Consider the following 14,043-nt stretch of genomic DNA (forward strand, 5'->3'; position numbering starts at 1 on the left):
TTTGATCAACTCGTTGACACGGCGGTGTTTCGGCCGGGACTATCAGCGACGGTTCAGTGGCCTGCGTTCGGTGGGTCACCGGTCCGCATGACAACGATGTCAGGCCGCGACCGTGAAGGAGAGCGCCATGCCGAGATCGGCGGGTCCCGCAGCAGGACTGCGAGCATCCTGTCCGGCGGTGCCATGACGGCCTGACGTGCACTCCGACGGTCGGTTCGACCGGCCTGAGCACCTCGCCACACCATCCACACCAGACGGGCCGCGCGATCGCGGTCCGCTTCGCCACCACCCTCGACGTACTCGACGCGGATCGAGTCGAAAGGCCCTACCTGCATGTCGTACCCCTCATTCGCGCGCCCCTCGTCGCGCCGACTGCTCGCCGCGGTGACCGCGGCGATGCTGCCGGTGGGACTGCTCGTGGGCGCGCCCCTCGCGAACGCCGCGCCCACGACGACGCCCGGAGACTTCAGCTCCTCGTTCGAGGCCGCCGATCCCCAGCCCGTCACGAGCACCGTCGAGGTCGGCAAGGACGGTAAGCCCGTCCAGGCGAACCTCAGCGGCAAGGTCGCCACCCTGCCCGACAGCCTGCTCGGCAAGGTCGCCGCGGTGACCGCGAGCGCCGACAACCCGCCGAACGAGATCGCCGCGATGCTCAAGGACGACGACTCGTCGACCAAGTGGCTCGCGTTCGAGAAGACCGGCTGGGTGACCTACCGGCTCTCCGCGCCCGCTGTGGTCGCGCGGTACGCGCTGACCTCTGCGAACGACGCACCGGGCCGCGACCCCAAGGACTTCGTCCTGCAGGGGTCCAACGACGGTGAGACCTGGACCGACCTGGACAAGCGCGCCGACGAGAAGTTCGACGGCCGGTACGCCGCCAAGGTCTACAGCTTCACCAACAAGACCGCCTACGGCTACTACCGGCTGAACGTCACCGCGAACTCCGGTGACGCGCTGCTGCAGCTCGCCGACTGGAACATCGGCGACGGCTCGGACGTCCGGCCGCCGTCCAACCCGATGTTCAGCGTGCTCGGCGGCGGTCCGGCCGACGGCTACACCACCAAGCCGGGTGCGGGCTTCACCGGAACGGCCGCCCTGCGCTACGCGGGTGGCGCCGAGGGCGACGGCCGGGCGTACGCGACCAACAAGCTCTTCGACGTCCGGATCCCGGTCGGGCCGAAGACCCGCCTCTCCTACAAGATCTTCCCCGAGTTCACCGGCGACGACGGGCAGTACCCCTCGACCTACGCGGCCGTCGACCTGCACTTCACCGACGGCACGTACCTCAGCGGTCGCTCCCCGCTCGACCAGCACGGTTACCAGCTCACCGCCGCCGGTCAGGGCGCGGCGAAGGTGCTCTACGCCGAGCAGTGGAACGCGGTGCAGACCGACGTCGGCGCGATCGCGAACGGCAAGACGATCGACCGGATCCTGCTCGCGTACGACAACCCGCAGGCCACCGGGAAGACCCGGTTCCAGGGCTGGCTCGACGACGTCGAGCTGACCGGCTCGCCGGAGCGGATCGACGGCTCGAAGCTGACCAACTACGTCGACACCCGGCGTGGCACCAACTCGACGGGCGGCTTCTCGCGCGGCAACAACCTGCCGATCACCTCGGTGCCGAACGGCTTCAACTTCTTCACGCCGGTGACCGACGCGGTCTCCGACTCGTGGCAGTACCACTACGCCCGCTACAACAACGAGGCCAACCTGCCCACCCTGCAGGGCCTCGCGATCTCCCACGAGCCGAGCCCGTGGATGGGTGACCGCAACCAGATGTCGGTCATGCCGGTCGCCGGCGACGGACCCCTCACCGGGTCGCCGGCCAGCCGGGCGGTCGCCTTCAGCCACGACGACGAGACGGCGCGGCCCGACCACTACCGGGTCTCGTTGCAGAACGGCCTGGTCGCCGAGGTGTCGCCCACCGACCACGCCGGCGCCATGCGGTTCACCTTCCCGTCCGGGCAGGCCACCGGAAGCCTCGTCTTCTACAACGGCACCTTCACCATCGGCACGGACGGCACGTTCACCGGCTGGGTCGACAACGGAAGCGGCTTCTCGGCCGGTCGCAGCCGGATGTTCGTGGCCGGCTCCTTCGACCGGGCGCCGACCGCCTCCGCCGCGACCTCCGCCACCTTCGACGTCTCGTCGAACCGTCAGGTGACGATGCGCATCGCGACCTCGTTCCTCTCGGTCGACCAGGCCCGCAAGAACCTCGACCTGGAGGTCACCGGGAAGAGCTTCGACCAGGTCCACGCCGCCGCCACCGCCACCTGGCAGGAGCGCCTCGGCCGGATCGAGGTACGGGACGCGAGCGAGACGCAGCTGGTGACGCTCTACTCGAACCTGTACCGGCTGAACCTGTACCCGAACTCGCAGTCGGAGAACACCGGCACCGCCGCCAAGCCGCACTGGCAGTACGCCAGCCCGGTGTCGGCGCCGACCGGCTCCTCGACCGCCACGCACACCGGCGCGAAGATCGTCGACGGGCAGATCTACGTCAACAACGGATTCTGGGACACCTACCGCACCGTGTGGCCGGCGTACTCGCTGCTCTACCCGGACGTGGCGGCCCGGATCGCCGACGGGTTCGTCCAGCACTACCGCGACGGCGGCTGGATCGCCCGCTGGTCGTCGCCCGGCTACGCCGACCTGATGACCGGCACCAGCGCGAACGTGGCGGTGGCGCAGGCGTACCTCAGCGGGGTGAAGCTGCCCGACCCGCTCGCCGCGTACGACGCCGCCGTCAAGGACGCGACCGTCGCGTCCGGGCGCAGCGAGGTCGGCCGCAAGGGCGTGGAGACCTCGCTCTTCCTCGGCTACACGCCGACCTCCACCGGTGAGTCGGTGTCGTGGGCCCTGGAGGGCTTCATCAACGACTACGGCATCGGCAACATGGCCGCGGCCCTGGCGAAGGATCCGGCCACGCCGAAGTCGGAGCGCGACCGGCTCAAGGACGAGTCGGAGTACTTCCTGCAGCGGGCCCGCAACTACGTCCACCTCTTCGACCCGGAGACGAAGCTCTTCCAGGGCCGGGACGCTGCCGGGAACTTCCTCGACGGTGACCCGCTGGACTGGGGTGGCGTCTACACCGAGACCAACGGGTGGAACTTCGCGTTCACCGCGCAGCAGGACGGTCAGGGCCTGGCCAACCTGTACGGCGGGCAGAAGGCCCTGGAGCGCAAGCTCGACGAGTTCTTCGCCACCCCGGAGAAGGCCGACCGTCCCGGCGGCTACGGCGGCATCATCCACGAGATGCTCGAGGCGCGTGCCGTGCGGATGGGGCAGCTCGGTATGAGCAACCAGCCGTCGCACCACATCCCGTACATGTACGACTATGCGGGCGCGCCGGCCAAGACGCAGGCGAGCGTCCGGGAGATCCTGCAGCGCCTCTACGTCGGCAGCGAGATCGGCCAGGGCTACCTGGGTGACGAGGACAACGGCGAGATGTCGTCCTGGTACGTCCTCAGCTCGCTGGGCATCTACCCGCTGCAGGCCGGCTCGTCCCAGTGGGCCATCGGCTCGCCGCAGTTCACCCGGATGGTCGTGCACCGCACGAACGGCGACATCGTCGTCAACGCGCCGAACAACAGCACCAAGAACGTCTACGTGCAGGACGTCGAGGTCAACGGCAAGAAGCAGCGCGGGCTCTCCGTCGACGTCTCCGCGTTCGCCCGGGGCGGCACGATCGACTTCCGGATGGGCGCCAACCCGTCGTCCTGGGGCAGCGGCAAGAACGACGCGCCGCCGTCGCTGACCAAGGGCAACGACGCGCCCGAGCCGCTGCAGGACACCACCGGACCGGGTCTCGGCACCGCGACCGCGACCGGCGGTCAGGACGCGGCGAAGCTCTTCGACGACTCGTCGGTCACGCAGCTGACCTTCACCTCGGCGACGCCGCAGGTCAGCTGGGCGTACCGCGGCAAGAAGCAGAAGCCGGCGTACTACACCCTCACCTCCGGGGCGGCCCAGGGCGACCCGGCCGAGTGGCGACTCCAGGGCTCCAACGACGGCATCACCTGGAGCACCGTCGACTCCCGCAAGGGCGAGGTGTTCCGGTGGCGGAACCAGACGCGTCCCTTCAAGATCGACAAGCCGGGCCGGTACGCCGCGTTCCGCCTCGTCGTGACGAAGACCGTCGGCGCCGCACAGCCGAACCTCGCCGAGATCGAGCTGCTCGCCGGCGGTGACCTCGAACTCGGTGGCGGCGACATCGCGGTGACCGCCGCGGGCAGCGTCGACGCGTACGCCGGCGCGCCCGTCTCGGTGCCGCTGGCCACCGTCACCGGCGGCGACGCCGAGGGCTACCGGGCCACCATCGACTGGGGTGACGGCTCCCCGGTCACCGAGGGCACCCTGACCCTCAGCTCGCGCGCCGTCTACCGGGTCAGCGGCTCGCACACCTACGCCACGCCCGGTCACCACCAGGCGAGCGTCACCATCACCGACGGCGACGGCCAGGGTTCCGCGACCGTCGGCGTCGACGTGGCCTACGCCCCGAGCGGCGGCCTCGTCGCGTCCTTCGACACCGTCTGCGTCGGCGACGAGGGCGTCCTCGCGGCGAACTGCGACGCCAAGCAGTGGGCGTACTCGCGGGCCGCCCTGACGGCGGCCGGTGTGACGCAGGGCGAGCGGCACCAGGTGCCGGGCACGTCGCTGCACTTCACGCTGCCGGCCATCCCGGCGGGGCAGCCGGACGACGCCACCGGCAACGGACGCACGATCGCGCTCGACCTGCCCGACGACGCCCGGAGCATCTCGTTCGTCGGCGCCGGCACGCAGGGCAACCAGAGCACGACCGGGACGGCGACGTTCAGCGACGGCAGCACCGCCGCCATCCCGATCCAGATGAGCGACTGGACGCTGGGCGGCAACCCCAACGGCACGCCGTCCTACGGCAACCTGGTCGTCGCCAAGACGGCGTACCGGCTGCACGGCACGAGCCGGGACGGCGCCCAGCCGTTCCTCTTCGCCACCGCGCCGTACCAGATCCCGGACGGCAAGACGCTGGTCTCGGTGACCCTGCCGACGCAGACCGGTGACCCCGGCTCGGCCGGCCGGATCCACGTCTTCGCCATCGCCGACGACGGGACGCCCGCCGCCGAGCTGGCGGTCGCCGCCGCGGAGGACCAGACGGCCACCGCAGGTCAGGCCCTCGCCGCCGGCCTCGGTACGGTCAGCGGCGGCGTCCCCGACGCCACCGGCTACCGGGCGCGCGTGCAGTGGGGTGACGGCACGGTTCCGCAGGACGTCACGATCGACGCCTCCGGCGCGATGGACGGCACCCACACCTACCTCCGGGAGGGCACCTACACGGTGCACGTCACCGCGTGGGACACCCGCTCCAGCAGCACCGGCACCTTCACGGTGACCGTGGGGGGCGGCAAGCGTCAGCCGGCGATCGCGACCTCGGCGTCGGCTTCCGTCGCCACCGGCGGCACGATCACCGTCAACGGCAGCGGCTTCGCCGCCGGTGAGCAGGTGACCGTGACGCTCGGTACCAGCCCGGTGCGGACCATGAAGGTCACCGCCTCCGCGGCGGGGGCGGTGCGGGCCACGATCGTGACCTCCGACGCGGCGCAGCCCGGCCGCTACGCGGTCACCGCCACCGGCGCGTCCTCGCGGACGCCCGCGACGGCCACCGTCCAGGTGACCGAGCAGGCGCAGGCGCGGACGTACCAGCCGCGGGCCGGGCTGCTCACCACGTCGGGGCCGCGCGGCACGGCGATCATGGTCGACGGTCACGGGTTCGCACCGAACGAGGCGGTCACCGTCCGCTTCGGTGCCGGCCTCGCGACCAGCACCGTGCGGGCGAACGCCGACGGCGTCCTCTCCGGTGTGATCGTCAGCGTCGCCGGCGAGGCGAAGGTCGGCTCGACCAGCGTCACGCTGACCGGCGCCGACTCGAAGACGCGGATCGTGTTGCCGTTCCGGGTCACCGGCTCGAACTGAGCCTGAGGTAGTACCACCGCAGTGGGCGGGCCGGGTGTTCCCGGCCCGCCCACTCTCGTTCGCCGCTCAGCGCAGCAGCACCGGTCCGGCGTCGATCGGGGTCCGGAACAGGGCGTACGGCTTACGCCGCCGATCCTGCCCGCCCTGGTAGTTGGCCTGCCGGTGCAGCTGGTTGGCGATGACGTAGAGGTGCCCGTCGGCGGCGACCGACATGGTGTCCGGCCAGAGCAGCCGCGGGTCGTGCAGCAGCGTCTCGAACCGCCCGTCGGGCAGGCGCCGGAACACCGCGTTGTGCTCGTAGGCGGTGAAGTAGAGCCGTCCCGCGTCGTCGCTCTCCAGCCCGTCCGAACCGGTGCCCTTGTCGCCCTCGTCGACGACCGCGTCGGCCACCTCCTCCTCGGGCATCGACGCGTCGGCGAGGGCGTCGGTGGAGACGCTGTACCAGTGCCGAGACATCAGCGGGCAGTAGTAGAGGCGGGCTCCGTCGGCGCCTACGGCGATCCCGTCGGAGCCCATCGAGAGCGGCTTCGGCGGGCCGTCCGGCGGACGTTGCAGCAGCGGCCGACCCTCGACCATCGGCCGGTAGCCGTGCAGCGACTCGGCCTTCGTCGACGGGTGGTCGTGCAGCCGCCGCCAGGAGCGGCCGCTGTCGAGATCGACGACCACGATGCCGTTCGGGCCGTCGCCGGTGGAATCGGTGAGGTAGGCCAGCCCGGCGTGGCCGCGCCGCAGGTCGAAGCGGACGTCGTTGAGGTACGAGCTGGGCAGCGCCACGTCGGGCGGGAACGTGATCACCTGGGCGACCTGATCGGTCTCCAGGTCGACGCGGACCAGTTTCGGACCACCCGGCTTCGTCGGCCGCATCATCGGGCTGCCGGTGTCCACCACCCAGAGCCGGTCGGCCGGATCGACCACCACGCACTGCACCGACACGAACGCCTGCGCGTCGTCGTCCCCGTCGGGAGAGTTCCACCGCTCGTCCGGGAACGGCACCTCCCGACCGTCGCGCAGCTCGACCACCGTGGCCGGCGGGTCGTCACCCCACTGGGGGAAGTTGACGAAGATCCGCCCGGTGTGCGAGACGGTCACACCCGTCGGCATCGGTCCGGTGAAGGTGTGCACCAGCTCCAGCTCACCGAGCGGCTCGTCGCCCACCGGCCCGTTCACGCCGCGGCCCCGACGGTGCCCCGGCAGGGCGTGGGCCTGGCCAGGCTCTCCATGGACGTACCCCCTCGGTGGTGGTGGCGCGGGCCGGTGCCGCGAAGGGCCCGCCCCCGTGCTTCCCGGCGAGGCGCGGCTGAAACCGTCCCACCGTCCGGCCCGGTCACCCTCGCTCGGCCGGCTCACGGCTGCCGCGAACCGTTCGCCACCGGACCCACCTGATCACCCACAGCACGGCGCTGAGCAGGAACAACGCGCCGCTGAGCACCAGCCAGCGGCCCAGCAACGGGGTCCGCTCCTGGCCGGTCGCGGCCCGGTAGGTGTCCGCGCCCCAGCCGAGCACCCCCGGCAGGTAGACGAGGAAGAGCAGGGCGGCGCCGAGCGCCGGCACCCGCACGTGGTTGAGCAGCGCCAGCCGGGCCGCCGCCCGCCCCGCGTCGCCCGACGGCGCGTCCGACGGCGACGGCCGGGCGGGTACCCCGACCGCGGCGCGCAGCCCCCGGTCGAGCAGCGCGTAGAGGGGGAAGAGCACCAGGTCGTGGAGGATCACCGCGCCGACGAACCAGAGCAGCATCCGACCCGCCGTGGCCTCGCCAGCCACCCGCAACGCCACCCAGCCGGTGACCACGAAGCAGAGCAGCAGGACGAGCAGGTGCCGGGGACCGGCGCCGTATGCGGCCCGCAGCCGCGCGAAGAGCTCACCCATCGGCGCGGAACTCGATGCTCGCCACCCACTTCGTGCAGTGCACCCCGGGCAGCGCCGGGACGATGACCCGGGCCGGGAAGCCGTGGTCGGCGGAGAGGTCGGCCCCGTTGACCCGCAGCGCCAGCAAGGAGTCCGGATCGCGCACCTGGTTCGCCTGGAGCGTGGCTTGGCGGAACAGCCCCGCGCGCTCCAGCGACTCGACGTGCGCCGCCGCCGGGTCGGGCACTCCGGCGAGCGCCGCGAGGTCGCGCAGCCGTACGCCGGTCCAGGTCTGCGTGGTCGACCAGCCCTCGACGCAGGCGATCGGCAGCCGCGCGGTGTGCTGCGCCATCGCGAGCAGCCCGGCGCGGTCCAGGGTCACGGTGCGCCCGCCGCCGCGCAGCGTCAACCGCCAGCCGGGACCGGTGTCGGCGGGCCGGATCCCCGCCGCCGCGGCGCTCCGGTTGATCTGGAACCCGTTCGGCCCGTCGCCCGGGTCCTGACCCCGCGGCAGCAGCCAGGCCGTGCGGCGCAGCGGGCCGTCGACGTGCTGTCCGACGGTCAACGCGGCCAGCAGCAGCGAGCCGCCGCCGACCAGGGCGACCGCGCCGCGTCGGCTCACCGTGGGTGGGCCCGGCCTCACCGGCACCAGCCCGTCCGGGTCCGGAGGCTCGGGCCGGGTGGCGGCGCGGGGCGTACCCAGCTCGGCGCCGGGCGGCCGGGACCGCAGCGCCGTCACCAGCCGGGGCAGCTTCAACACCACGTGCACCACGAGCGCGGCGGTGAAGACCCAGGCCCCGAAGTAGTGCGCCGTGTAGAAGTCGAAGCCGAAGACGTACGCGTACTGCGTGTTGAGCAGGCCGGTGGCGATCTGGAAGAGGATCCCACCGACGAGCAGCAGCAGGGAGAGCCGTTCGAGCACCTGCGCCACCGAGCGGGCCGGCGGCCAGTCGAAGAGCTTCGGCACCACCGACCAGAGCTTCGCCAGCACCACCGGCACGATGACGATCCCGAGCCCCACGTGCAGCCCCTGGGTGAGCTGGAACAGCCACGCCGGCCGGGTCGGCCAGTCGAAGGGCGGCAGCCGCAACCAGCCCACGTCGAACGGGAACGCCTGCCCGAACTGCGGGCTGTACGCGGCGTAGTCCAGCAGGCCGGTGACGATGACCAGCGGCAGCGTGACGAGCAGCACCAGGCCGTAGAACGAGGTGAGCCGCGGACCCCGCAGTGGGCTGCGCCAGCCCGTCGTGACCGCGTCGGCGCCGGGCGGCCGATGCCGGTCGAGGGCCTGCCACAGCGCCCGGGGCGAGCCGTGGTCGCCGGCCGGACCGGTGCGTTCCCCGGCGGACGGATCGCTGGCTGGCACTCGTGCCTCCTCCTCGATCGGGTGGTCGATCTCCTGGTCATCGTGGCCGACCGTCGGGCCCGGTGGCCGGGTTTGCCGCATTACCGGAGGCTTACCGACCCACCGGCCGGGCGCCACCTGTTGCCAACTCCTTACAGGTTCGCCGTACCGGCCCGCCGGCTGTCCGACTGGCCTACCGTGACCGGACATGCGGGTACTGGTCACCGGCGCGGCCGGGTTCATCGGATCGCAGGTCGCCGACCTGCTCGTCGCCGAGGGGCACGAGGTGGTGCCGCTGGACGCGCTGCTGCCGCAGGCCCACGGCGCGCAGCCGCCGGAGTGGGCGCGCCGGCACGACCTGGTGCGGGGGGACGTCCGCGACGGCCGGCTGCTGGACCGGCTGCTGCCGGGTCTGGACGCGGTCTGCCACCAGGCGGCGATGGTGGGGCACGGCCTCGACCCGTCCGACGCGCCGGAGTACGCCGGCCACAACGACCTCGGCACGGCGGTGCTGCTGGCCGCGATGTACCGCGCCGGCGTGTCCCGCCTCGTGCTGGCCAGCTCGATGGTGGTCTACGGCGAGGGGCGCTATCACTGTGCCGCGCACGGAGTGGTGCGCCCGTCCCCACGCCGGGCACAGGAGATGGCGGCCGGCCGGTACGACCCCACCTGCCCCCGCTGCGACGACCCGCTCACGCCGGCGCTGGTGCCGGAGGACGCCCCGCTGGAGCCGCGCAGCACCTACGCGGCCAGCAAGCTCGCCCAGGAGCACTTCGCCGCCGCCTGGGCCCGGCAGACCGGCGGGGGAGTGTGGGCGCTGCGCTACCACAACGTCTACGGCCCCCGGATGCCCCGCGACACCCCGTACGCCGGAGTCGCGTCGATCTTCCGGTCGGCGCTCGCCGCCGGACAGCCGCCCCGGGTCCTGGAGGACGGCCGGCAGCGACGCGACTTCGTGCACGTCACCGACGTGGCCCGGGCGAACCTGCTGGCGTTGGCCGCGCCGGCGCCCACGGCCACGCTGGTGCCGGTGAACGTCTGCTCCGGCGAGCCGCACACCGTCGGCGAGCTGGCGCAGACCCTGGCCGACGCGATGGGCGGCCCGGCCCCGCTGGTCGTCGGCGGCGCGCGGGCGGCCGACGTGCGGCACGTGGTCGCCGACCCGGGCCGCGCCGCCGAGCTGCTCGGCTACACCGCCCGGGTCGGCTTCGCCGAGGGCGTGGCGGGCTTCGCCACCGACCCGCTGCGCGAACCGGCGGTCCTGTCGAGCTGACCGGCCACCGCCCTTCGCTGCCGCCGATCCGGGCCGGGCGGTCTGCTCCGTCGCGGGCGTGCGCCCGGCCGTCAGGAGACCGTCCAGAGCAGGTGGTTGACGGCGAGCGCGGTGACCGCCTGCCCGGCCAACCACCAGCGGCGCGCCCCGGCGGGCAGCAGCGCGGCGGCGGCCAGCAGCCAGACCGCGAACGGCAGCCAGATCCGCTCCACCTCCGCCTTGCTCAGCCCCGACAGGTCCGCCCCGACCACCGCCACGGCGGCGGCCAACGGCAGCACGACCGCCGGGCCGGCGTCGCGTACCGCCGCGGCCAGCGCCGCCCGCCGCCAGCCGGCGCGCGCCCGGCCGGTGGCCGTGGCCACCGCCCGGCGCAGCGCCGGGCCGACCACCGGGCCGGCGCAGAGCAGCAGCGCCGCCAGGTTCGCCCAGACCCAGTAGGCGTACGGTCGCTCGGCGGCCCAGCCCTGGTAGTAGCGCTCGACGAGCAGTCGGTACCCCTCCCACCAGTGGAAACCGGCCAGGGTGAACGCCACCGCCACGGCGAGCACCCCGACGCCACCGGCGAGCAGCGCCCGCAGCCGGGCCGCCGGGCGCAGCACCAGCACCGCCAGCGCGAGCAACCCGACCAGCACGAAGCCGTACGACAGGTAGAGCGCGAAGCCGAGCAGCACGCCGCCGAGCGCGGCGGCGGTGGGGCCGCGTACCGCCAGCAGGGCGAGCCCGGCGGCGACCACCCCGGCGAAGAGCGCGTCGGCCGACACGCCCATCCAGACCGCTCCCGGCAGCAGCACCAGGAACGGCACCACCGCGCGGGCCGCCTCCGGGGCGCCGAGCGCCCGCAGCGTGACCGGCACCGACACCGTGACCGTCGCCCCGACCAGGACGCAGGCCAGCCCCGCGGCGGCACCGCCGCCCAGGCCCACCCGGTCCAGCCCGACGAAGAGCAGCAGCGCACCCGGCGGATGCCCGGCGGTGTGGGTGGACCACGATTCGGGCCGGAAGTCGAGGACCCGGGAGGTGAACCCGGCCAGCATCGCCGGGATGTCGGTCACCCCCGGCACCTCGGTCAGGTACTCCGCCTGCGCCGTCAGCCGTCGGGTCAGCCCCGCCGACCAGCCGTCCACCAGCGCCAACGACAGCGTCCAGGCCACCGACGAGGCCCAGCCGGCGGCGAGCAGCGCACCCCATCGGGCGGTACGCGCCCAGCGCACCCCCCAGCCGAGCACCGCGACCGCGATCAGCAGCGCGGCCGGCGTGCCCCAGCCCAGGTGCGGCTGCCATTTGGCGTAGAGCGGCGCGGCGTCCGCGTACAGGCCGACGTCGCGCCGGTTCAGCACGAGCCCCACGCCGACCGCGACCCCGAACAGCACGACCTCCACCGCGAGCACCGCGAGGTCGGCGCGGTGCCGGTGTTCTGCGGCCCGGCCGGGAGCGGCGGTGAGCGTGGGTGCGGAGGCCATGACCAGGGGACGGTACGACGGCGCGACAGCCGGCGGGGGCGGAACGGCCGCGCCGTCACCGTCCGGTAAGAATCGCCCGCGCGGTAAGCGTTCGGTAAGGACGTTCCGGCCCCGGACGACCCGGCCGCGACCTAGCGTCGGCCTCATGCCGACCCAGAACGACCCCACCCCGATCGACGTCGTGCTGCCCTGCCTGGACGAGGCCGCCGCGCTGCCGCAGGTGCTCACCGCCCTGCCCGCCGGGTACCGGGCGATCGTGGTCGACAACGGCTCCCGGGACGGCTCGCCGCAGATCGCCGCCGGGTACGGCGCCCGGGTGGTGCACGAGCCGCGGCGGGGCTACGGCGCCGCCGTGCACGCCGGACTGGAGGCCGCCCGGACCGAGCTGGTCTGCGTGCTCGACGCCGACGGCTCGTTCGACCCCGGGGAGCTGCCGGCGCTGGTCGCCCCGGTGGCGGCCGGCGCGGCGGAGCTCGCCGTCGGTCGTCGCCGGCCGGTCGGCGTGGGCGTCTGGCCGTGGCACGCCCGCGCCGGTACCGCCCTGGTCGCGGCGCTGCTGCGCCGCCGAGGCGTACCGCTGCGCGACCTCAGCCCGATCCGGGTCGCCCGCCGCGAGGCGCTGCTCGCCCTCGGCGTCACCGACCGGGCCTTCGGCTACCCCCTCGAACTGCTGATCCGCGCCGCCGCCGCCGGTTGGCGGATCCACGAGGTCGACGTGCGGTACGCGCCGCGCGCGGCCGGCACCCGCTCGAAGGTCTCCGGCTCGGTACGGGGCACGCTCCGGGCGACCCGCGACTTCGCCGGTGTGCTGCGCACCGTGGACGGCCCCCGGTGACCGTGCTGCTGGTGGCGGCGAAGGCACCGGTGCCGGGTGCGGTGAAGACCCGGCTCTGCCCGCCGGCCAGCCCCCTGCAGGCGGCCCGGATCGCCGCCGCCGCGCTGCGGGACACCCTGGAGGCGGTCTGCGGCACGCCTGGCGTCACCCCGGTGCTCGCCTGCGCCGGCCGGCTGACCGACGCGCAGGACGCGGCCGGCCTCGTCACCGCCCTGCGCGGCTGGACGGTGCTGGCGCAGCGGGGCGGCGGGCTCGGCGACCGGCTCGCCAACGCGTACGCCGAGGTGGCCGCCGCCTTCCCGGGTCGCCCGGTGCTCCAGATCGGCATGGACACCCCGCAGCTGACCCCGGCCGGGCTCGGCGCGGCGGTACTGCGCCTGGCCGGTGCCGAAGCGGTGCTCGGGACGGCGGTCGACGGCGGCTGGTGGGCGCTGGGGCTGCGCGAGCCGCGGGACGCGACGTTGCTGCGTACGGTGCCGATGTCCACCCCCCGCACCGGCTGGCTCACCTGGTCCGCGCTGGAGGATCGGGGCCTGCGTCCCGTGCCGCTGCCCCTGCTGCGCGACGTCGACGAGTGGCCCGACGCGCTCGCGGTCGCCGCCGAGGCGCCGTCCGGCCGGTTCGCCCGACAGGTCGGTACGGTCCGCCGGGCGATGGTGTCCGGAAGCCCCGGATGACCGTCGACGGCTTCGCCACGGCACTGCGCGACCGTGACGGCGAGGGGCACTGGCTCGTGCACGGCGACGGCGTACGGCAGCGCCTGCCGGTTCGTCGGTGGCACGGTCCGGCCGAGCCGGTCACAGCCGAGGTGGTGGCCCGCTGCGTCGGCCCGACGCTCGACCTCGGCTGCGGCCCCGGCCGGCTCACGGTGGCGCTGGCCCGGGCCGGGGTCACCGCCGTCGGGGTGGACCTGAGCGCGTACGCGGTCGCGGCGGCCCGGGCCCGCGGGGCCGTGGCGCTGCACCGTGACCTGTTCGCGCCGCTGCCCGCCGAGGGCCGGTGGGCGCACGCCGTCCTGCTCGACGGCAACATCGGCATCGGCGGCGACCCGGTCGCGCTGCTGGCCCGCTGTCGGGCCCTGCTCGGCGTGGCGGGCACGGTGCTGGTCGAGCTGGAACCGCCCGGCCTCGGGCTCTGGCAGGGCGACGCCCGGGTGGCCTCGCCACGGCGGCCGGGGACGACCACCTTGGGGCCGGTGTTCCGCTGGGCCCGGCTGGACATCCGCGCGGTGCACCAGGTCGCCGTCCACGCCCGGCTCACCGTGCGCGACGTGTTCCGGCGGGGCGGGCGCTGGTTCGGCGAGCTGGCCGTACCGGCCGCGTGACCGGACCT

General features: G+C 73.9%; 9 protein-coding genes. 5 read left to right on the plus strand and 4 right to left on the minus strand.

Features of this window, described 5'->3' with window-relative positions:
• The first annotated feature begins 333 nt into the window (after positions 1 to 333).
• Positions 334 to 5,952 (plus strand): GH92 family glycosyl hydrolase, encoded by a 5,619-nt coding sequence (locus tag D7044_RS19155; RefSeq protein ID WP_120689729.1) that lies wholly within the window; start codon positions 334 to 336, stop codon positions 5,950 to 5,952.
• A gap of 66 nt (positions 5,953 to 6,018) precedes the next feature.
• Here D7044_RS19155 and D7044_RS19160 read toward each other — a convergent pair whose 3' ends face one another.
• From D7044_RS19160 to D7044_RS19170, 3 genes are all read right to left on the minus strand, one after another.
• Positions 6,019 to 7,119 carry an L-dopachrome tautomerase-related protein gene (locus tag D7044_RS19160; protein WP_199716687.1) on the minus strand — a complete coding sequence of 367 codons (1,101 nt, stop codon included), beginning with the start codon at positions 7,117 to 7,119 and terminating at the stop codon, positions 6,019 to 6,021.
• A gap of 157 nt (positions 7,120 to 7,276) precedes the next feature.
• Positions 7,277 to 7,819, minus strand: a complete 543-nt coding sequence (locus tag D7044_RS19165) for a hypothetical protein (RefSeq protein WP_199716688.1) — start codon at positions 7,817 to 7,819, stop codon at positions 7,277 to 7,279.
• On the minus strand, positions 7,812 to 9,095 hold the full coding sequence (locus D7044_RS19170) for a molybdopterin-dependent oxidoreductase (RefSeq protein ID WP_407663321.1): 1,284 nt from the start codon (positions 9,093 to 9,095) through the stop codon (positions 7,812 to 7,814). Before D7044_RS19170 ends, D7044_RS19165 begins: the two co-directional genes overlap by 8 nt.
• Before the next feature lie 256 nt (positions 9,096 to 9,351).
• On the opposite strand from D7044_RS19170, the gene D7044_RS19175 reads away from it, so the two are divergent.
• Positions 9,352 to 10,416: an NAD-dependent epimerase/dehydratase family protein gene (locus D7044_RS19175; RefSeq protein ID WP_120689731.1), complete on the plus strand. Its 1,065-nt coding sequence runs from the start codon at positions 9,352 to 9,354 to the stop codon at positions 10,414 to 10,416.
• Positions 10,417 to 10,487: 71 nt separating this feature from the next.
• On the opposite strand, the gene D7044_RS19180 is transcribed toward D7044_RS19175, so the two are convergent.
• On the minus strand, positions 10,488 to 11,876 hold the full coding sequence (locus D7044_RS19180; RefSeq protein ID WP_120689732.1) for a hypothetical protein: 1,389 nt from the start codon (positions 11,874 to 11,876) through the stop codon (positions 10,488 to 10,490).
• 145 nt (positions 11,877 to 12,021) lie between these two features.
• On the opposite strand from D7044_RS19180, the gene D7044_RS19185 reads away from it, so the two are divergent.
• From D7044_RS19185 to D7044_RS19195, 3 genes are read left to right on the plus strand one after another with little or no spacing between them, the layout of a single operon-like run.
• The gene (locus tag D7044_RS19185; RefSeq protein ID WP_120689733.1) at positions 12,022 to 12,711 is read left to right on the plus strand and encodes a glycosyltransferase family 2 protein; all 690 of its coding nucleotides are present in this window, start codon (positions 12,022 to 12,024) and stop codon (positions 12,709 to 12,711) included.
• Positions 12,708 to 13,388 carry a TIGR04282 family arsenosugar biosynthesis glycosyltransferase gene (locus D7044_RS19190; protein ID WP_120689734.1) on the plus strand — a complete coding sequence of 227 codons (681 nt, stop codon included), beginning with the start codon at positions 12,708 to 12,710 and terminating at the stop codon, positions 13,386 to 13,388. The genes D7044_RS19185 and D7044_RS19190 overlap by 4 nt, the downstream gene beginning before the upstream one ends.
• Entirely contained in the window at positions 13,385 to 14,035 is a 651-nt protein-coding gene (locus D7044_RS19195) for a class I SAM-dependent methyltransferase (protein WP_120689735.1), read from the plus strand. Before D7044_RS19190 ends, D7044_RS19195 begins: the two co-directional genes overlap by 4 nt.
• Positions 14,036 to 14,043 lie beyond the last annotated feature (8 nt).

The organism is Micromonospora musae, from assembly GCF_003626635.1.
Taxonomy (GTDB): Bacteria; Actinomycetota; Actinomycetes; order Mycobacteriales; family Micromonosporaceae; genus Micromonospora; species Micromonospora musae.